This window comes from Flavobacterium sp. KKT103 (assembly GCF_055640565.1).
On record NZ_CM145766.1, the window covers coordinates 1478476 to 1496602 of the forward strand.

Genomic DNA, 18127 nt, shown 5'->3' on the forward strand with positions numbered 1-18127 from the left:
TATTTAAGCGATTACTCGAATAGTATTCTTAACATCTTCAGCAATTTTTCGAGCTGTAGCCATGTCTTCATTTACAATGGTAACATGTCCCATTTTTCTAAAAGGGCGAGTTTGTTTTTTACCATAGATATGTGGTGTTACACCATTCCATCCCAGTATAGTTTCAATATTTTTATAGATTACATTTCCAGTAAATCCATCTTCACCCACTAGGTTTACCATGATTCCTGCCACCTTACTATCTGTATTTCCAAGGGGGAGATTTAAAACGGCGCGAATGTGATTCTCAAATTGGGAGGTATAACTAGCTTCTATCGAGTAATGACCGGAGTTGTGTGGGCGAGGAGCTACTTCGTTCACTAAAATTTCGTCATCTTTCGATTGGAACATTTCGACGGCAAGTAGGCCAACATGATTAAATTGCTCTGAAACATTCAGGGCAATCGCTCTTGCTTTTTCAGCTACTTGAGTATCGATTCGAGCGGGACAAATTACATATTCTACTTGATTGGCCTCAGGATGAAATTCCATTTCGACCACAGGATAGGTTTTAATTTCGCCCGATGGATTGCGACAAACAATTACCGCAAGTTCGTTTTTAAAAGGAACCATGTCCTCGGCAATACATTCTACATCAGGTAAGTTAATTAGATCAAGCGTCGATCGAACAATTTTAACCCCATTTCCGTCATAACCAAATTCGGCACACTTCCATACAAATGGCATTTCAAGCTCTTCTTTTTCTAACGCCATTTTCAAGTCGGCTAAATCTACAAAACGAAGGTGTTTTGAAGTAGGGATGTTATTTTTAACATAAAAATCCTTTTGCTTTCCTTTGTTCTGAATGGCTTTTAAGGTTTTTGGTGATGGATATACTTTTAAACCCTCACTTTCTAACTTTTCCAGAGCCTCTAGATTAACTAATTCAATTTCGATGGTTAATACATCAACCATTTTTCCGAATTGGTAAACTGTTTCAAAGTTCATTAAGTCGCCTTTGTAAAATTGGTTGCAAGCCATTCTTGAAGGAGCTTCGTCGCTTGGGTCTAAAACGTAGGTTTGGATATCGAATTTTCGGGTTTCAAATAGGAGCATTTTACCTAATTGTCCACCTCCTAAAATTCCTAGTTTGAAATCAGAAGAAAAATAATTCATTGTGTAGTTGTTTGTTGCGTGTAAAGATACTTTTTCTGTATCAAATGCGAAAACGCTATTTTATTTTCTTGACGATTTCCTTTGCGACTGCTTGGTACCCAGCAGAATATTTGCCATAATCGTCAGTTAAAATTCGTTTTAACTCAGGGTAAATCCATTTTCTTGTTTTGCCTAATTCAAATAAGGTTCGAATAGCGTAGGCCTTTGTGGCTACTTTTCTTTTTTCGTCAATGAGCCAATCCAGGCAAGATTCGGTAATTTGTTCCTCTTGTTGAGGACTTAAAGCAAGATGCTGACTTATAAATAAACAAATCTTTGAAATCGAGCGCAACGCACTTTCGTTATTATAATGGGGCAGTTGATCGCAAAAGGTGTTTAAAAAGCCAGTTAGTAAAAACAATTGTTGTTCTAAAACAATTTCCATAATCCAGCAAGCCTTAAAGTGATTCGCATCAGAGGTGTTTAAAGCTATGGCTACTAAATCACAGAATAAATGAGGATTACTTAAAATTTCATTTGCATTCTCATCTCGACTTGCACGATACGCACTGCTATTTGCTATCTTTTTATAAAGCTCCTCATTCATATTGAAGTAAAAATACCTTTTATTTTCATTGGAAGTCTATTCTTATGATTTTTATTCTGAATTCTAAATTTTGAAATCCCTATCTTTGCGCATTATTTTAAACACAAAAATAATGATTCAACTACACGATAAACAATTTGTTCCATTTCTTTCTAGTGAGGAAATTGGTCATGCAATAGCAAAAATGACCGCACAAGTTGAGGCTGATTTTAAAGATGAAGTACCCGTTTTTATTGGTGTACTAAACGGTTCTTTTATGGTTGTTTCTGATTTTATGAAAAATTATAAAGGAAATTGCGAACTGAGCTTTGTGAAAATGGCTTCGTATCAAGGTACTAGTTCCACTAATGATGTAAAGCAACTTATTGGAATCAATCAAGATCTTGCAGGTAGGTCAGTGGTGATTATCGAGGATATCGTAGACACAGGAAATACGATCGAAGAATTACACCATATATTTAGCAAGCAAAACGTGAAGCAATTAAAAGTAGCTACACTTTTTTTTAAGCCTGAAGCGTACAAAAAAGACTTTCCAATCGATTATGTAGGGATCCGTATTCCTAATAAATTTATCGTAGGATTTGGTCTAGACTACGATGGTCTAGGACGCAACTTACCCGAAGTATACAAACTAAAAGAATAACTACAATTATAACTACGCAACAACATTATGATTAACATTGTTTTATTTGGGAAACCAGGAGCAGGAAAAGGAACTCAGGCCGAATTTTTAAAAGGAAAATACAATCTAACACATCTTTCTACTGGAGATATTTTTAGATACAACATTAAAAATGGAACCGATTTAGGGAAACTAGCGCAAACATTCATGAATGAAGGGGAGTTAGTTCCGGATGATGTAACCATTAAAATGCTACAAGCTGAGGTTGATAACAATCCAGATTCAGCAGGTTTTTTATTCGACGGTTTTCCAAGAACGCTTTCTCAAGCCCAAGCGCTAGATGTGTTTTTAGAATCAAAAGAACAAAGTATTACGGCAACAATCGCCTTAGAAGCTGATGATGAGATCCTAGTCGCACGATTACTAGATCGCGGAAAAACATCAGGCAGACCAGACGATCAAGACGAAGAGAAAATCAGAAATCGTTACCAAGAATACAATGAAAAAACAGCTCCTTTAATGGGGTATTACAAAGAGCAAGGAAAGTTTCATGCCGTAAACGGTATAGGGTCGATCGACGAAATCACCCTTCGTTTAAGTGCAGTTATTGATAATTTATAAGAAGCAATTTCCAGCTGTACGCGACAAGTTCTCGCTCGTAAAACTATTTTTCTATTATAAAAAAGGAGCTTCCGTTGGTCGCTCTTTTTTATCGAGAAAAATAGAGTTTTACAAGTTTCGCACTTTTTGCTTCCATCTGGGCTAAAAAAAATATGGAAATACTAATCATACTTTTTCTGATTTTACTAAACGGACTCTTTTCGATGTCTGAAATCGCGTTGATCTCAGCTCGAAAAACCAGACTAGAATCCGCAGCAAAAAAAGGAAATAAAAGTGCGCAAGTTGCTTTAGAGTTGGCTAATTCGCCAAACAAGTTTTTATCGGCAGTGCAAATAGGGATTACCCTAATTGGTATTTTAACCGGTATTTATAGTGGTGATAAAATCACGACTGATGTGCAATTGTTTGTTAGCTCGTTTGAAATCTTAAAACCCTATGCACCCACGATTGCTGTAGGTGTAGTAGTTGTGATTTTGACTTTTTTCTCTTTGGTTTTAGGGGAACTATTGCCTAAACGTATTGGGTTGAATCATCCAGAAGCTATTGCTAAAGCGGTGGCGATGCCTATGAAGGTTGTTTCAATAGTAACAGCTCCTTTTATTTGGTTATTGACACACTCAACGGAATTCCTTTTGAAGGTATTACAAATACGCCCTTCGGCTGACGGCAAAGTAACCGAAGAGGAAATTAAAGCCATTATAAAAGAAGGAACTGAAGGCGGTGAAGTACAAGAGATTGAACAAGATATTGTAGAACGTGTTTTTCATATTGGCGACCGAAAAATCAACTCCTTAATGACACACCGTAAATCGGTAGTGTTTTTAGAAGTTGGCGCTAATAAGCAAGCGGTAAAAGAATCGATGCTGGAAGAGCTGCATTCGATTTATCCCGTTTACAATAAAAATTATGATGATATTGTTGGCGTAGCGAACTTAAAAAACATTTTTGCAACGATCGACAATCCTGATTTTAGTTTAAAAAATATCACATCAGATGCGCCGTTTTTAATGGAACATACTACGGCTTACACGGCTTTAGAGCAATTTAAAAAAACCGGTATTCATTATGCATTTGTCGCTGATGAGTACGGAAGTTTTCAAGGAGTTATTACACTAAATGATATTTTAGAAGCTTTAGTGGGTGATGCTGCTGAGTTTTACAAAGATGATTTTCAGTTAGTAGAACGCGAAGACGGTAGCTGGTTAGTAGATGGTCATTATTCATTACACGATTTTTTAACCTATTTTGAGTTAGATGATTTGATAAATGATTACGATGTTACAACAGTAAGTGGATTAATAATGACTGAATTATCACATATCCCAAAACAAGGTGAAAAACTATTTTGGAATGACTTTGAGTTAGAAGTCATCGATATGGATGGTGTCAAAATTGATAAAGTGATTGTGAAATCACTACGGAATTAAAAGTATAAGGAATACAACTTGATTACTAGTAGGCATTTGCCAAGCTATAATCAAACATAGAAATGATAATCAGTGCTTACAGCCGAATTGCAAAAAGTAGTAGGCGATTAGCTAGGGATTATTACAATTAAATAAAGAGTTATGACAGAAGGGAATTTCGTAGATTATGTAAAAATATTTGTTTCATCCGGTAAAGGAGGAAAAGGATCTACGCACTTACACAGAGAGAAATTTATTGAAAAAGGAGGTCCTGATGGAGGAGATGGAGGTCGTGGAGGACACGTTTTTCTTGTAGGTAACAAAGGGCTTTGGACTTTGTTTCACTTAAAATTTGCACGTCATATCAAAGCCGGAAATGGTGGTGATGGTAGTGGTGATAGAAGTACAGGAGCTGATGGTGATGATAAATTCATCGAAGTACCATTAGGAACGGTAGTAAAAGACAAAGAAACAGGCGAGATCTTATTCGAAATTACTGAGGATGGAGAGAAGCAAGTACTTTCAAGAGGAGGTAAAGGTGGTTTAGGAAACTGGCATTTTAGAAGTTCGACTAACCAAACGCCTCGTTACTCACAACCGGGATTACCGGGTGTCGAGATGGACGTTATTCTAGAACTTAAAGTTTTGGCTGATGTAGGTTTAGTAGGTTTTCCTAATGCAGGGAAATCAACTTTGCTTTCCGTATTGACTTCGGCTAAGCCAAAAATTGCTGATTATCCGTTTACAACGTTGAAACCTAACTTAGGAATTGTAGCATACAGAGATTATCAATCGTTTGTAATTGCAGATATTCCTGGAATTATCGAAGGTGCTGCCGAAGGAAAAGGATTAGGACACTATTTCTTGAGACATATCGAAAGAAATTCGACTTTGCTATTCCTAGTTCCTGTTGATACACCAGATATTAAAGGTGAATATGATATTTTAGTAAACGAGCTAACGAAGTACAATCCTGAAATGTTGGATAAAGAACGTTTACTAGTGATTTCTAAAATTGACATGCTTGATGATGAATTGAGAGCAGAACTTAAAGCCGAGTTGGATGTGTCATTCAAAGAGGTTCCGTATATGTTTATTTCCTCAGTAGCTCAAATTGGGTTGACGGAGTTAAAAGACAAACTTTGGAAAATGCTGAACGACTAATTAGTTAGTCATTATTAATACAAAATCCGCTTCAAGTCTCTTGAAGCGGATTTTTTTATTGTTTACTTCGTTGTATTTATTCTTTTACATGTACCCGTTTGCCTTGCGTGTGACTAGAGAATTCAGGAGCATACATACTTTGTATGGTCGTGATTCCGTTGGAGAAGTCCCCTAGATTGTTTACTCGAATATCATATTCTAAAACATAAGTACCTTTATTAATTTGGTCAAAAAAGAAATGAGTAGCTGCATCTCTAGTGCTTTTGTAAAATCCTAAACCAGATGTGTATTCGTAACCAGATAAAACATCAACAGGTTCAAAACAAGAGGCTTTCATATCTTTTAAATGCACAAATTCCATGTTTTCGGTAGCTTTAATAATTAGTCGTACTGTTAGTAAATCGCCTATTTTCAGCGGTTTCTTGGTGCTGAACTTTTCTAAAACGGCTTCTTTGTTGGTGGTGATTTTAAAATAGAGCTCTTTTTGAACCGATAAACTAGCAGCCGAATTGTTCTTTATTTTATCTAGGTCCTCAAAATATTGCCAATAAATCCCACCAAATCCCGGAACCTTACTTTTATTGTCGATTGTAATAGAAGCCATTTCTTTCTTGATTTCGTCCCCTTTCCAATTGATTTTGATGTAACCCGTTTCTGCTTCCTTTACAGCAGCGGATAGTTTTTTAGTTAGGATTTTTTCATCACCTATCTTTATAACCGTATTGTCTTTTACGCTCAGCCAATCGCTGCCTTGCAACAATAAGGCATAGACCGCTTCGGTAGTAGATTTGGTGGTAGGCCAGTTTTTCGTCTGTTTGTTTTTTAATAACCACACCTTCATCGCATCAACTGATTTGGTATCAGCGCTAACTTCGGCAAAAGCCTCTATCAGCAAAGCTTGCGTTTCGATAGGTGCTTGGTACCAATACCAGCCCGCATTATTGGCAATCCAATACATGCCCCAATCTTCATTACTAGAAGCAGTTTCTTTGAGATTCTCGATAATTTTTTTAGCAGCAGTTGCTTCTCCGTAGCGATTCAGTGCTAAAGCTGCCATTCCTTTTTCGTACAAGGAATAGTCTAACCAATTTTCTTTAATATTAGTAAGGAATACCGTTGTGACTTTCTTTAAACTGTCTGATAGCGGGTATGCCTTTAGTTGGAAAGAGCGGGCGTATAGATAATGCAGTCCTGAATTCGGATTCATCCAAACTAATTTCTCATTTTTATTTTGGTTAGAAAGGGATCGTTTGTAATAGTCCAAAAACTTTGCGTCGAGATAAGGCACAGCTGTCTTTGTAATTGCTTTAATTGTAGCACTTGCGAGAGTATCGGATTGTAATTTTTCGAGATGGCCTAAACCAGCAACAATGTGTCTGGTAATGTATTCGTTATCTTCGCCGCCGTCAAACCAGCTAAATGCACCGGATGGTTTTTGCTTTTGTTTTAATTTAGTGAAAGTAGCATCTTGGCTTTGTTTCATCTTATCTAGATCGAATAGAGTCGCTAATTTTTGCTTCTTTTCCTCTTCTGATTTTGCATCGTTTATCCAAGGAGTTTCTGCTAGAATAATCGACTTTAGTTGCTCATTTACTTCTAATTTAGAAGTTAATTTTCCGTTTTTTCTCCAGTCCTCAAATACAGTTGCAATTTTAGGGTTGCTGTTAATGATGGTAGTCGCTAAAGCATTGGCGTAGAAACGAGCCAATGTTTGTTCAGCACATTCATGTTCGTATTCCATCAAATACGGAAGGGATTGCAATGCTAACCAGGTAGGATTTGAAGTGTATTCCAAAGTAAACTGGTGATTGCGTAAGGTTGTTGAGGTATTGTTTTTTAAGTTTTCAAAAGTGTATTCCTTTTTAGTGTTTTCACGTACCCAAACCGGAATACTTTCTGTTACCAGCATCGCATTGGTAAGCACAGGTAGGATATTCTCTTCTCCATCAGAAACATTTCCCGCTTTTGCCAAAACGCGGTATTGTACTCCTTGTAAACCTTCGGGGATCACTATTTGCCAACTAGCGGTGGTATTGCCAAAGGCGCCAATAGCAAAATTTTTGGTGGTTTTTACATTTAACATTTTTGCATCGATCGATTGCATTGTTGAAGCATCAAAAAGTTGTAAAATGGCAATGCCCGCTTTAGGAGTAGCAGTTGCATTAGCAATTTTAGTAATTATAATAATCGTATCTTTCTCACGTAGAAAACGAGGAAAATTAGGAGTTACCATCAGTTCCTTTTGTGTGATAACTGTTTTTTCTAAATAGCCACTCACTGCATTTTTATTGTGTGCAAGCAAACGTAATTTCCAAGCCGTTAATGCTTCAGGTGAAGTAAAGCTAAAGCTCAGTTTTCCGTTCTTATCCGTTTTTAAATCAGGATAGAAAAAGGCAGTTTCTGCGAGGTTCGTTCGGGCTTTTACCTGCGTTAGTGCTTCGAGCGCTTTTTTAGTAGTCACTAGGATGACTCCGTTTTTACCTTTGCTTCCGTAAAGAGCAGTCGCTTTTGCATCTTTCAAGACTTCGACCGATAGAATGTCAGTTGGATTTATTCTGCCAGCATCATCAGCCGAAGTTTCAACTCCATCGACAATATATAAAATAGATGCAGAGCCGTTCCCAGAACTAGCACCGCGAATTTGCACTCCTGCGACACTTCCTGCTAGCGCTTTTTTACTTTTAGTTCCGTAGCCTACTGCTACTATTTCATTAAGTTCTTCTGCTTTGGCAGTAACTGGTTTGACAAATTTCACTTGATCAACTTTTGCGCTTGGTGCAAATGAAAGCACAGCGTCAGGGTCTCCTTTTAATGTTTCAGATAAAATTACATTATCATCGGCACTAAGTTTATTAGGGTTAGTATCAAACTTTTCATAATTAGATTCATTTATATTGAAGCCAAACCACTTGAGTGTAGTTAATTCATCCTGGATATCAAATACAGTGTAGTTACTGTCATTGAATTCTAGATCCGTATAAGTCTCGTCAAATCCCAAAGCCGTTCTGTTTTCAATATAATTGTAATTATAGGTGGGGAATTCGGCACCACGCCAATCTGTTTTTGTAAATTGATCTAAGGAACTATCGTACATAGAGGCTAGGATTTCGGTCTCTTTTTGGGTATTGGTGGCATTGAGTTTAAAAGACCAGTTTTCTAGGTTTCCCGGTTCTAATTTGTTTCTAAAGCTTTCTACTTCAAAGTCCAATTTGGTTTCAATGGATTCCAATGCAATGGCAATTTGGTTTGTAAATAATTGATTTTCGAAAATTGTTTCGAAGCCAATTTTGAATTCATTCTCAAATTCTTTTCGCACCGGAATGGTAACTGTGGCAATGTGATTTTGTACCGTTACCGTATTTTCATAAAAAGTGCCGCTAGCATAGTTTGCAACCGCCTTCATATGTAACGTATCGATTACAGAACGAATTTCAATGGTAACAAAACCGTCTTTTTTAGGGTTTTTGTTGATTTGTTTGAGCGTAAATAGCTCATTAGTCGTTGTCTTTTCTGTTGATTGGTGAATTTGGAATTCGGTTACGCCTTCTACTTCATTTTTAAATTCATCTAAAGCTGTGAAGACAATTTTATACGACCCTGACTGATAGTTTTTGATGAAGTCCAGCGGAATAGCTTTGTCTGTTTTAGTGTCCACGTTTTTTGTAAACAATAATGTTGGGACTAGTTCTTTCTCCAATTGTGGATCATTGTTTATTTCATAAGGGAATAACCGTGCAAATTCGGTACTTGAAATAGTAGAATAATCAGGATAAGACCAAACTCTGGACTTGAAAGTAGGACTGGTAGGTTTAAGTAAGTACAACTTAACTTGTCCTTTAGTTGGGACAAATTGACCGTTTAAATTTTGACTTGATAGTTTGATCTCGTTTACATCTGCGGTTTCTATTTTTGCAGCTAAAGTTGCTTTTAACTCTAATGCATGATAACCTGCCTTGGCAATTAATGTACGAAGCGAACGCGTTTCGCCATTGCTATCAGTAATATCAGCTTCGATAAAATAGCTAAAGATAGGTTGATCTGCTTTTTTAGATTGAGTTGAAGGTACCGCTATGAATTCAATATCAAATTTCCCGTTCGCATCGGTTTCAGTAGTTTTAGAGGTAATAATTTCTGGCTTTTCATAGTTGCCGTATCTATAGGCGATTGGATTAAAAACCATTCTCTCAATGGTGTAGGTTACTTTAGCGTTAGAGATGGTACTGCCTGAAAAAGCATTTGCTTTTCCAATTGCTTTTATCGTTTGGTTCACTAAAACCGTTTCTTTTATTTGGTCGATACTAATTTCAAATTTTGGTCGCTTGTATTCTTCTACTTTAAATCCAATGGTCGAATAATTAAAATTGACATTATCCCAAAACGGATGCTCGTCCTTGTCTACATCATAAGTAGCGTCTTTTTCATATTCGTCGGGCTCTTCAGCTCGAATCGTAAAATTCCCAGTCAAACCAGTTGTTGGTAGTACAAATTCACCAAAGAAAGAACCGAAATCGTTGGTAACTACATTAAATTCTTTCAGTTCGGTTCCATTAGGGTCTTCAATAATTATCGTAAAAGTAGTTTTAGGAACAATTGTGGTTTGGTTGTCCTTTTTTTGAACAGCGATTCCCTTGTAATAAACGGTTTGGCCGGGACGGTAGATAGCGCGATCTAGGAAGAATTCTACTTTTCCGTCAAAATTTCGTTCACTATCAAGCGCATAATCTTCTGCAGTTATTAAATAATCTTTATTAATTGTAAGCGTATCTGTAGCGGTGCTAAGTTGTAATGAGGAATAGTTGTAGTAGTTGTTTTTAGCAATTGTTTTCTTGTACTTTACTACACCTTTAGCATTGGTTTTAAGTTTGAACTCCATTGATGTGATGGTAACATTTTCAAGAGGTTTTCCCGTTTTTCGATCGAGAACTGTGTAGTATTCTGTGTTTTCCTTTGTGTTGGCTAGCAAAGATAAATTTGATATGGTTATGTTATCATATCCAAATCCTTTTGTTTCATTCGCATTAAGAGCACTTTCAAAATAAACAAGGTAATTTCCGGTTTCTAATTGTGGCAAAAGTACTTCTGTAGTGTACTCAAAATAATCTTTTTTATCTCGAAGATCATATTTTTTAGAGACAATTGGTTTGTAGCTTTTTCTGATAGATTTTACAATACTATCTCTATTTGACCTGTAAATGCCTAAATCGGTTGCGATAGCGTTTGATATCTTGTAATAGGAAATAATGATATTATCCGTGTTTTGATGACGAATAAATGCTCTAGCGTTTTCATTATTGTACAGCTGTTTTTGTAGTTGAATGGTTACCGATTTGGTGCCTATTTCTTCCTTTTTTTGAATGGCTCTTTTATAGGTATTGGAGCGATCTTTTGTCATTATGATGCTATCCAATAACGTCATTGCTTTTGTATTGTAATCCGGATGCTTTTCTTTGGAAGCGGTTTGAGCATATAAAATAGCCATTTCTAAATTCAGTCTTTGATTCTCGGCTGGCTGTTGTAGTTGTTTTTTAAATTGTGCTAAGCTAGTAAGCAAATCCTCATCTGACTCAATCAAATATTCATTACAGAATTGCAGCCTATCGAGAATGTTTTTGAAGGTTGGTTCTTCTTTTTCTAATTTTTGATAATAAGACAGCACCTTTTGGAGTTTGGTATTTTCAATAAAATCGAGTTTTAGAGTAGTAAAAGCAGCTGTTGTTCCTAGTAGCTGGTTTTTACTATATTCAAAAGTGTCTTTTTGGAATTCCCAAGTACTGAGTTTGGAGGTATAGTATTGTATGTTTTCCTTTAAAAGATAATGGTATAGGTTATCAGTTTTAAATTTTTCAATGGTAAAAAAATCAAAAATTGCTTCATACGCAGTTAAAGGGGTATTCTTGAGCACAGCTTCGTCGGCTAGTGTGGCCTCAATAGCAAGTTGTGTTTTAGTTTCAAAGTCAGCGACAGTCCAAGTTAAAAAATCCTCGCTATCTGATATTAAATTAGTTCGTCGGTGTATTAGATAGCCGTTTTCATTGTAGTAATCTCGTAAACTGCTGTAATAAATTAAATTCAGCAGTGCTTTTGTAGGTCCTGTTGTTGTGCTTATTTGTTGATTTAAATCAGTAAGAATTTTATTTTGTGCATTTTCTTCGAGCACTTGCCTGAATTTGGAACGATAGAAAAAGCATTTGATGATTGCTACTTCGTCATGCTGTTTTATTGCTTTGCTGTAAATTTTACTAACAATGGCATTAGCCGTTTTTATTTTGCCTAGCTTTTCGTTTGCCACAACCTCACTCCATTTTTTATCAAATTGTTGTGAAAAAGCAGCAGTTGAGAGTAAAAGGAACAGCAAAAATAAGTTTTTCATAATAGCGCTTTCAAAAGATTGGTAATCAGTGAACTTCTTTAAATGAGGAACAAATTACTATTTTTTAATTAGATATCTATTAATTAAATATTGTTTTTTCTTACTTTTTGGAAGTAGTCATTGTACAGCTCGACGTAAATGGTGTAAATATGGCGAGCAATATATCTAGCTGTAACTGTAAAAACAAAAAAGTGGTTCATTCCTATAAAAAAGGAGAACCACTTTTAAATTATACTGCATTTTATGAGTAAGCTAACGCTATGCGGTAGTTAATTTATCTTGAAAACCGAATGGATTACCCAAGCTGGTCCAATTAATAAAAATTGTAAGTCTTTAATAAACGATGGTTTTACACCTTCGATTTTATGACCGTAAAACTGCCCAATCCAACCAACAGTAAATAGACCAATTGAGAACCATAACAAAGGTAAGAACTGTGCAATGATAAAATTTCCAACTAAGCAAATGGTAGTGAATACTAACATTTGCAATCCCATTTTTAGAGATAATCTAAGATAAAAAAGGAGTACAAAAAGGAGTACAATAAATGCCCAATTAGCAAAAATAGGGTGCAGGCTCGCCAAGGGAGTCAAAACCGAACTAGGAATACTCATAAAAAGCCCCACTACTGAAAAAAAGATGAGTGGAACACAGATGTAATGAATTTTTTTGTTTGTTAGATTTTTATGACTTACGCCATATTCCTCAAACCATTGTGCTAATGTTTTCATGTTTTTATTTTTTACTAATGTAGTAAAAAAACTGAAATGCAAGCTATGAAGGTTAATTTGGGAGTAATTGGTGCTGATTTTAATGCAAATGTACTTTTGAATGAGGGATAGTAGCGGAAATCCTTTTTGAGGTTTTTACCGAAAAAAGATTGAAGCGTATAGCCCGACCCGCTTTTTGGCGGGACATTCCCAAACTAATCTCAGAATTGGTGGTAGGTGTCAAAAAGATATTCTAGTGTTTCCGGTATGTTATTTGCTTGGATGTTGGGATATGTGATTTTGTTGTTGAGCCAGTTTTCGATGATTTGGTCAAAATTTTTATCGACTGAGTACGCAATTGGAACTCCCATTTTTTTTAAGGCTGCTGCGTTACATTCTTGCTCATAATGATTACGAATTGGTATGCTTAAAACTTTCTTCTTTAGGTATAGCGCTTCAGCTGGCGTTTCGAATCCGCCACCGGTTATAATACCGTTGCACTGAATTAAACTTTTATTGAATGTTTTTTGCTGTACCGGATAATACGTTATGTTTTTAATGGTGTGTTTTGCAGTGGTGCCATGTAAAAACCAATGAAATTGCACAGATGGTAACTTATTAAAGGCCATTTCCAAGCAATCCTGATCAAAGGATGGGAGGTAAACCGTGATGTGATTTAGATTTTGAGGTATTGCTTTTATAATTTCATCTTTAATAATGGGTGGCAGGATAAACGAATCGTAGGGTTGAAAATGCAATCCTATGTTTTTAGGCGATGATGCATAATGTTTTAGAATCATTTCGCCAACTAAACTTTTTTTATCGGGTCTAGGCGTAGCTGCTGAGGTAAAACTCGCCTGATGGCCTAGCTGAACAGAATGTACTTTTTGCATTTTGCAGCTCAGAGCTGTTATAGCGTCAAAGTCATTGATGATAATGTCATAGTTTTTTAATGGTAAGGAATCGGAATCTTTAAAGATTTGACGCGGTTTAATGTTTCTTAAAATGTCCCAATAATTAAGTCCTCCGCATTTGCTATAGTGTAAACTACATCCCATGCTTTTGTATTTAATAGGTAGTTTCACGTCCAATGTGGCATTATTACCACTTAGCATAAAGTCTACATTTCCATATTTTTTTAAATAAGGATAGAGTTGCATGGCTCTACTGATGTGGCCGTTTCCGGTTGCTTGGATTGCGTAAAATATTTTCATTTACAGTAGTTTTTTTTCACGTAGTAATATACGGGTATCATTATTGCACTAAGGTATTGGTTGTATGTTATGGGAAGGTTGTTTAAAGTTTTCTATTTCATTACAATTTGATTTTGATAATTTTGGCTTTTTTATGTGAGGCAAAATTTCCCTTATCCTTTAAAATTTACTTATTTTTGAACTATGAAATATTTTTTAATCATCTTTTTAGTACTACCTATACTTGTTATGTCGCAAACTAACTTAGAGAGAGGACAGCGTTTGTTTGATGAAGGGAGAACAGATCAAGCTGAACTTGTTTTTAAATCTATTTTAAAAACAGAACCAAGCAATTTAAAAGCCATTGAGTACTTAGGTGATATTGCAGGTCAGAACAAATCTTGGGATGATGCGGTAGTTTACTATGGAAAATTGAAAATTGCGAAACCTACTGAAGCCGATTATTTTTATAAATATGGTGGTGCGTTAGGAATGAAAGCGCTTGAGGTTAATAAATTTAGAGCCTTAGGGATGATTGATGAGGTTAAAGGTTCGTTTGAAAAAGCGATTAAAATAGATCCTAAGCATATAGATGCAAGGTGGGCATTGATAGAATTGTATTTAAAACTTCCTGGTATAGTAGGAGGTAGTGAGTCAAAGGCAATTAGGTATTCAGGGGAATTAATGCGATTGTCTCCTGTAGATGGAAATTTATCTAGAGGTCACATTGAGGAATATTTTAATAGATACAGTAAGGCCGAACAATATTATAAAAAAGCAATTGCTATTGGAAATTCTAAGGTTAGTTATCAAAAATTAGCCGACTTATATCGAAATAAAATGAACGATCCTGCAAAGGCATCCGAAACTTTATTGCAATATAAAAATGCAGTAGCTAGCGGTAAGAAAAATATGTAAGGAATCATACGGTATAGAAAAAGGATTGCAAACGAATAATACAGAAAAGTAAGGGCTTTAAATAGACAAATAGAATATGAAAACTCATTTTATAGCCATTGGTGGTAGTGCGATGCACAATTTAGCCTTGGCGTTACACAACAAAGGATATCAAGTTACGGGCAGCGATGATGCTATTTTTGAGCCTTCGAAGTCAAGATTAGAAAAAAAAGGCATTTTGCCAGCAACTCTTGGGTGGTTTCCTGAAAAAATCACAAAAGACATAGAAGCTGTAATACTAGGAATGCACGCTAAGGCGGATAATCCGGAGCTACTTAAGGCGCAGGAATTAGGATTGAAAATATATTCCTATCCAGAGTTTTTATACGAACAGTCTAAATCAAAAACTAGAGTTGTCATAGGTGGTTCTCATGGTAAAACAACCATCACTTCGATGATTTTGCACGTGATGCATTATCACGACATTGCTGTTGATTACATGGTAGGAGCACAGTTGGAAGGATTTGATACTATGGTTCACTTAACGGAAGAGAATGATTTTATCGTGCTTGAAGGCGATGAGTACCTATCGTCACCAATTGATCGCCGACCAAAATTTCATTTATACCAGCCTAATATTGCCTTGATTTCCGGTATTGCATGGGATCATATCAATGTTTTTCCAACTTATGAAAACTATGTTGAACAGTTTGAGATTTTTATTGGCAAGTTAGTTAACGGAGGGATTTTAGTTTACAACGAGAACGATCCTGAAGTAAAACGTGTTGCCGAAGCTGCGACTAAACCTATTCGGAAATTACCCTACAGCACGCCTAATTACAAGGTTGAAAACGGAACTACTTTGTTAGAAACTCCCGAAGGAGATATGCCAATTGAAGTTTTTGGCGCTCACAACCTGAATAATTTGGCTGGAGCCAAATGGATTTGCCAAAATATGGGCGTAGACGAAGCCGAATTTTACGAAGCAATTGCAAGTTTTAAAGGCGCGTCTAAAAGACTAGAAAAAATTGCCGAATCGAAAAGCGCAGTAGCATACAAAGATTTTGCGCATTCGCCTAGTAAAGTGGCAGCTACTACAAAAGCAGTAAAAGAGCAATATCCTGACAGAACCGTTGTGGCATGTTTGGAATTGCATACGTATAGTAGTTTAAATGCGGAGTTTTTGAAGGAGTACGAAGGAGCATTAGACTATGCTGATGAAGCAGTTGTTTTTTACTCACCCGATGCAGTTAAAATAAAACAACTTGAAGAGGTTACTTATGATCAAATAGCGACTGCTTTTAACAGAAAAGATTTGGTTATCTATACCAATCCGGCTGAATTTAAAGATTATCTGTTCAATAAGAATTTAGATAATTCGGCTTTATTATTGATGAGCTCAGGAAATTACGGTGGTTTGAATTTTGACGAAGTAAAGGAGTTATTGAAATAGGACGAATGGAAGATAATGTAACTGTCGTTAGAACGACCAGCGATAATCTTGATTTTAGAAGTTTAATTGCTCAGCTTGATAAAGGATTATGGGAACGATATACGGAGGCAGGTCCTGATTATTGGGGAAATAATATTATCGAATTCAATCCTCATGTAGTCTTAATCTATCAGGATGAAATAGCGGTAGGCTGTGGTTGTTTTAAAGAAAAAGATGAAAGCACAGTCGAATTAAAACGAATGTTTGTTCTAGAAAGTGCTCGCGGATTAGGTTTTGCAAAATTGCTAATTACCCAATTGGAAGGTTGGGCGAAAGAATTGAAATATTCTGTGATTGTTTTAGAAACACTGTATAAGCAAGACGAGGCAATTAGTTTATATAAAAAAGCAGGCTATGTTATTACGGATAATTATCCTCCTTATGTTGGTTATGCAGATAGCATTTGCATGAGAAAAGGGATTTAGAAGGATTAAAATAGAACTGCGATAAGTAGTGCTGTTTTTTTACTTTTTGTATTTAAAGTGTCCAACAATTTCGTAATCGAAAAGGCAGTCTGATAAGACTTGGCCGCCGCCAACGTTATGTACAATCAAATTTCTTTTTCCGTCAGCTGATTTTTTAGAGGTGATAATACCAATGTGTGGTAGTTTACCATTAATCATCCAGCTTACGATTTCACCCGTCTTGTAGTCTAAGGGATTAGTAGTTACAGCTAGTTTTTGTCCTTTACGTTCAAAAAATGTCTCTAGGTTTGGAACCCGTCTATGGTCAATATTCGTGTCTGTTTTGCTCATTCCCCATTTTTTTAAGTTGGGATATTTGGCAAAATTAGTTTTCATGTCTTCATGAACTTCTTTTTGTAAATCGATATTTAGCTTGCGGTAAGCACGTATGATTACATCAGTGCAAACACCTTTAGTGGCTGGGACATCGCCATTAGGGTACTTAATGCTAATGTAGGAAGGGTCATAAACAACCATTGGGTCAATTATGGAAATCGCTGCTGAGGAAAGTTTTTCTTCAAAGGTTTGAGGAGGAGTAATATGCTCAACTGCCATAGAGGATTGGATTCCCTCTTTTTTTATACAGTTTATAGCTACTATTGCCATGACTATTAGTAGAATATGCTTCATGTTTTTTTATCTAAGATAAATAATTTTTGAGAGGTTTGCATTTTTTATCGGTATCGTATTCTAATTTTTTACGTAATTTAGCTCAAATATATATGCTCCTGATTTATTTTATTAGATGGAACACACTAATTTCCCTATCACAAACTGGTCCGAGGACGACAAACCTAGAGAAAAGCTTATGCTTAAAGGCAAGGCTGCGCTCAGTGATGCCGAGTTAATTGCTATTTTAATTGGTTCGGGGAGTAGGAATGAGTCGGCGGTTGATCTTAGTAAAAGGATTTTAAAAAGTGTAGACAACAATTTAAATGCTTTAGGGAAATTAACAATAGCGCAATTAATGCTGTTTAAGGGTATTGGTGAGGCCAAAGCGATTTCGATAATTGCCGCAATGGAATTAGGGCGTCGCCGAAGAACAGAAGATGCGGTTGTGATGACAAAGGTGACTTCTAGTAAAGTGGTATTTGAGATTATGCAGCCCTTAATAGGGGAGTTGCCTCATGAGGAGTTTTGGATCGTTTATCTGAATAATTCAAATAAAATTTTATCGAAATCTCAATTGAGTAAAGGCGGTATTACAGGAACACTGGTTGATGTTAGAATTGTTTTTAAATCAGCACTGGAAATGGGAGCAACGGGATTAATTTTGTGTCACAACCATCCTTCAGGTACGCTCGTTCCTAGTGATGCTGATAAACAAATAACTAAAAAATTAAAGCTTGCAGGTGATAGCCTGGAAATAAAAGTACTCGACCATCTTATTATTACTGAAACTAACTATTTCAGTTTTGTAGATGAAGGTATTTTTTAAAATAAAAAT

General features: G+C 36.0%; 14 protein-coding genes. 8 read left to right on the top strand and 6 right to left on the bottom strand.

What is annotated here, in order from left to right:
• Positions 1 to 3: 3 nt before the first annotated feature.
• Both ACZ2G0_RS06255 and ACZ2G0_RS06260 read right to left on the bottom strand, forming a co-directional pair.
• Complete coding sequence (locus ACZ2G0_RS06255; protein WP_470309494.1) at positions 4 to 1155, bottom strand: 5-(carboxyamino)imidazole ribonucleotide synthase; 1152 nt, start codon at positions 1153 to 1155, stop codon at positions 4 to 6.
• Between the two features lie 55 nt (positions 1156 to 1210).
• Positions 1211 to 1741, bottom strand: a complete 531-nt coding sequence (locus ACZ2G0_RS06260) for a hypothetical protein (RefSeq protein WP_470309495.1) — start codon at positions 1739 to 1741, stop codon at positions 1211 to 1213.
• A gap of 112 nt (positions 1742 to 1853) precedes the next feature.
• Between ACZ2G0_RS06260 and hpt the strand changes: the two genes are divergently transcribed.
• From hpt to obgE, 4 genes are all read left to right on the top strand, one after another.
• Positions 1854 to 2384 carry a hypoxanthine phosphoribosyltransferase gene (gene hpt, locus ACZ2G0_RS06265; RefSeq protein WP_470309496.1) on the top strand — a complete coding sequence of 177 codons (531 nt, stop codon included), beginning with the start codon at positions 1854 to 1856 and terminating at the stop codon, positions 2382 to 2384.
• Between the two features lie 27 nt (positions 2385 to 2411).
• Entirely contained in the window at positions 2412 to 2984 is a 573-nt protein-coding gene (locus tag ACZ2G0_RS06270; RefSeq protein WP_300289029.1) for an adenylate kinase, read from the top strand.
• Between the two features lie 203 nt (positions 2985 to 3187).
• On the top strand, positions 3188 to 4411 hold the full coding sequence (locus ACZ2G0_RS06275) for a hemolysin family protein (RefSeq protein WP_470309825.1): 1224 nt from the start codon (positions 3188 to 3190) through the stop codon (positions 4409 to 4411).
• 141 nt (positions 4412 to 4552) lie between these two features.
• Positions 4553 to 5554: a GTPase ObgE gene (obgE, locus tag ACZ2G0_RS06280; RefSeq protein WP_300289031.1), complete on the top strand. Its 1002-nt coding sequence runs from the start codon at positions 4553 to 4555 to the stop codon at positions 5552 to 5554.
• A 76-nt stretch (positions 5555 to 5630) separates the two neighbouring features.
• Here the strand turns inward: obgE and ACZ2G0_RS06285 are convergent, their stop codons facing one another.
• The 3 genes from ACZ2G0_RS06285 to ACZ2G0_RS06295 all read right to left on the bottom strand — a co-directional run bounded on the left by ACZ2G0_RS06285 (position 5631) and on the right by ACZ2G0_RS06295 (position 13848).
• The gene (locus tag ACZ2G0_RS06285) at positions 5631 to 11924 is read right to left on the bottom strand and encodes an alpha-2-macroglobulin family protein (protein ID WP_470309497.1); all 6294 of its coding nucleotides are present in this window, start codon (positions 11922 to 11924) and stop codon (positions 5631 to 5633) included.
• A 269-nt stretch (positions 11925 to 12193) separates the two neighbouring features.
• Positions 12194 to 12655 carry an Mpo1 family 2-hydroxy fatty acid dioxygenase gene (locus ACZ2G0_RS06290; RefSeq protein WP_470309498.1) on the bottom strand — a complete coding sequence of 154 codons (462 nt, stop codon included), beginning with the start codon at positions 12653 to 12655 and terminating at the stop codon, positions 12194 to 12196.
• 200 nt (positions 12656 to 12855) lie between these two features.
• Positions 12856 to 13848 carry a glycosyltransferase family protein gene (locus tag ACZ2G0_RS06295; protein ID WP_470309499.1) on the bottom strand — a complete coding sequence of 331 codons (993 nt, stop codon included), beginning with the start codon at positions 13846 to 13848 and terminating at the stop codon, positions 12856 to 12858.
• 183 nt (positions 13849 to 14031) lie between these two features.
• Here ACZ2G0_RS06295 and ACZ2G0_RS06300 point away from each other — a divergent pair, with 183 nt between their 5' ends.
• The 3 genes from ACZ2G0_RS06300 to ACZ2G0_RS06310 all read left to right on the top strand — a co-directional run bounded on the left by ACZ2G0_RS06300 (position 14032) and on the right by ACZ2G0_RS06310 (position 16641).
• Positions 14032 to 14745 carry a tetratricopeptide repeat protein gene (locus ACZ2G0_RS06300; protein WP_470309500.1) on the top strand — a complete coding sequence of 238 codons (714 nt, stop codon included), beginning with the start codon at positions 14032 to 14034 and terminating at the stop codon, positions 14743 to 14745.
• Between the two features lie 76 nt (positions 14746 to 14821).
• Positions 14822 to 16177 (top strand): UDP-N-acetylmuramate--L-alanine ligase, encoded by a 1356-nt coding sequence (locus tag ACZ2G0_RS06305; RefSeq protein ID WP_470309501.1) that lies wholly within the window; start codon positions 14822 to 14824, stop codon positions 16175 to 16177.
• Positions 16178 to 16182: 5 nt separating this feature from the next.
• Positions 16183 to 16641, top strand: a complete 459-nt coding sequence (locus tag ACZ2G0_RS06310) for a GNAT family N-acetyltransferase (RefSeq protein WP_470309502.1) — start codon at positions 16183 to 16185, stop codon at positions 16639 to 16641.
• 39 nt (positions 16642 to 16680) lie between these two features.
• On the opposite strand, the gene ACZ2G0_RS06315 is transcribed toward ACZ2G0_RS06310, so the two are convergent.
• Complete coding sequence (locus tag ACZ2G0_RS06315; RefSeq protein WP_470309827.1) at positions 16681 to 17235, bottom strand: DUF1287 domain-containing protein; 555 nt, start codon at positions 17233 to 17235, stop codon at positions 16681 to 16683.
• 190 nt (positions 17236 to 17425) lie between these two features.
• On the opposite strand from ACZ2G0_RS06315, the gene radC reads away from it, so the two are divergent.
• Positions 17426 to 18118 carry a RadC family protein gene (gene radC / locus ACZ2G0_RS06320; protein WP_470309503.1) on the top strand — a complete coding sequence of 231 codons (693 nt, stop codon included), beginning with the start codon at positions 17426 to 17428 and terminating at the stop codon, positions 18116 to 18118.
• Positions 18119 to 18127 lie beyond the last annotated feature (9 nt).

What these genes read in the sequence shown, in the direction of transcription:
- ACZ2G0_RS06255 (WP_470309494.1), bottom strand. Translation starts at nt 1,155, where the DNA reads ATGAATTATTTTTCTTCTGATTTCAAACTAGGAATTTTAGGAGGTGGA.
- ACZ2G0_RS06260 (WP_470309495.1), bottom strand. Translation starts at nt 1,741, where the DNA reads ATGAATGAGGAGCTTTATAAAAAGATAGCAAATAGCAGTGCGTATCGT.
- hpt (WP_470309496.1), top strand. Translation starts at nt 1,854, where the DNA reads ATGATTCAACTACACGATAAACAATTTGTTCCATTTCTTTCTAGTGAG.
- ACZ2G0_RS06270 (WP_300289029.1), top strand. Translation starts at nt 2,412, where the DNA reads ATGATTAACATTGTTTTATTTGGGAAACCAGGAGCAGGAAAAGGAACT.
- ACZ2G0_RS06275 (WP_470309825.1), top strand. Translation starts at nt 3,188, where the DNA reads ATGTCTGAAATCGCGTTGATCTCAGCTCGAAAAACCAGACTAGAATCC.
- obgE (WP_300289031.1), top strand. Translation starts at nt 4,553, where the DNA reads ATGACAGAAGGGAATTTCGTAGATTATGTAAAAATATTTGTTTCATCC.
- ACZ2G0_RS06285 (WP_470309497.1), bottom strand. Translation starts at nt 11,924, where the DNA reads ATGAAAAACTTATTTTTGCTGTTCCTTTTACTCTCAACTGCTGCTTTT.
- ACZ2G0_RS06290 (WP_470309498.1), bottom strand. Translation starts at nt 12,655, where the DNA reads ATGAAAACATTAGCACAATGGTTTGAGGAATATGGCGTAAGTCATAAA.
- ACZ2G0_RS06295 (WP_470309499.1), bottom strand. Translation starts at nt 13,848, where the DNA reads ATGAAAATATTTTACGCAATCCAAGCAACCGGAAACGGCCACATCAGT.
- ACZ2G0_RS06300 (WP_470309500.1), top strand. Translation starts at nt 14,032, where the DNA reads ATGAAATATTTTTTAATCATCTTTTTAGTACTACCTATACTTGTTATG.
- ACZ2G0_RS06305 (WP_470309501.1), top strand. Translation starts at nt 14,822, where the DNA reads ATGAAAACTCATTTTATAGCCATTGGTGGTAGTGCGATGCACAATTTA.
- ACZ2G0_RS06310 (WP_470309502.1), top strand. Translation starts at nt 16,183, where the DNA reads ATGGAAGATAATGTAACTGTCGTTAGAACGACCAGCGATAATCTTGAT.
- ACZ2G0_RS06315 (WP_470309827.1), bottom strand. Translation starts at nt 17,235, where the DNA reads ATGGCAGTTGAGCATATTACTCCTCCTCAAACCTTTGAAGAAAAACTT.
- radC (WP_470309503.1), top strand. Translation starts at nt 17,426, where the DNA reads ATGGAACACACTAATTTCCCTATCACAAACTGGTCCGAGGACGACAAA.